General features: G+C 63.9%; 1 pseudogene. It reads right to left on the bottom strand.

From position 1 onward, the window contains the following. A pseudogene (locus AC5RWT_RS38115) lies at positions 1-185 on the bottom strand (hypothetical protein); the annotation flags it as partial. Between the last annotated feature and the right edge of the window lie 147 nt (positions 186-332).

Here is a 332-nt window from a genome sequence, read left to right as displayed (position 1 = left end):
ACGTCGGTGGGATCAAGGGAAGCAAGTGCCGCGGCCAACAGTTCCGGGGACACGGGGGCAGCAGCGGCAGCCTCATCCCGGCCGTCGTTAGCGACGCGCAGCCTGACAAGCGATGTTCCCTTCCCGGGGTCCAGCTCATACCCCAGCAATATCGCGGCTGTACGGATCTCCGGGCTCAAAGCCATCGCGAGTTCCAGACATAGCCGACGCCCTCGAGGTCCCTCAAGGAGCAAAGCAGTCCTCTTCTGCATCTGCTCATCGTCGCACCTCAACGCCAGGCCAAGGCCACCGATGCCACGCGGGCATGGCAGATCCGATGTCACCGCTGAACG

It is taken from the genome of Arthrobacter sp. Dra40, assembly GCF_059091905.1.
The sequence above is the reverse complement of the archived record's forward strand: the minus strand, read 5'-3'. Positions and strand labels throughout refer to the sequence as shown.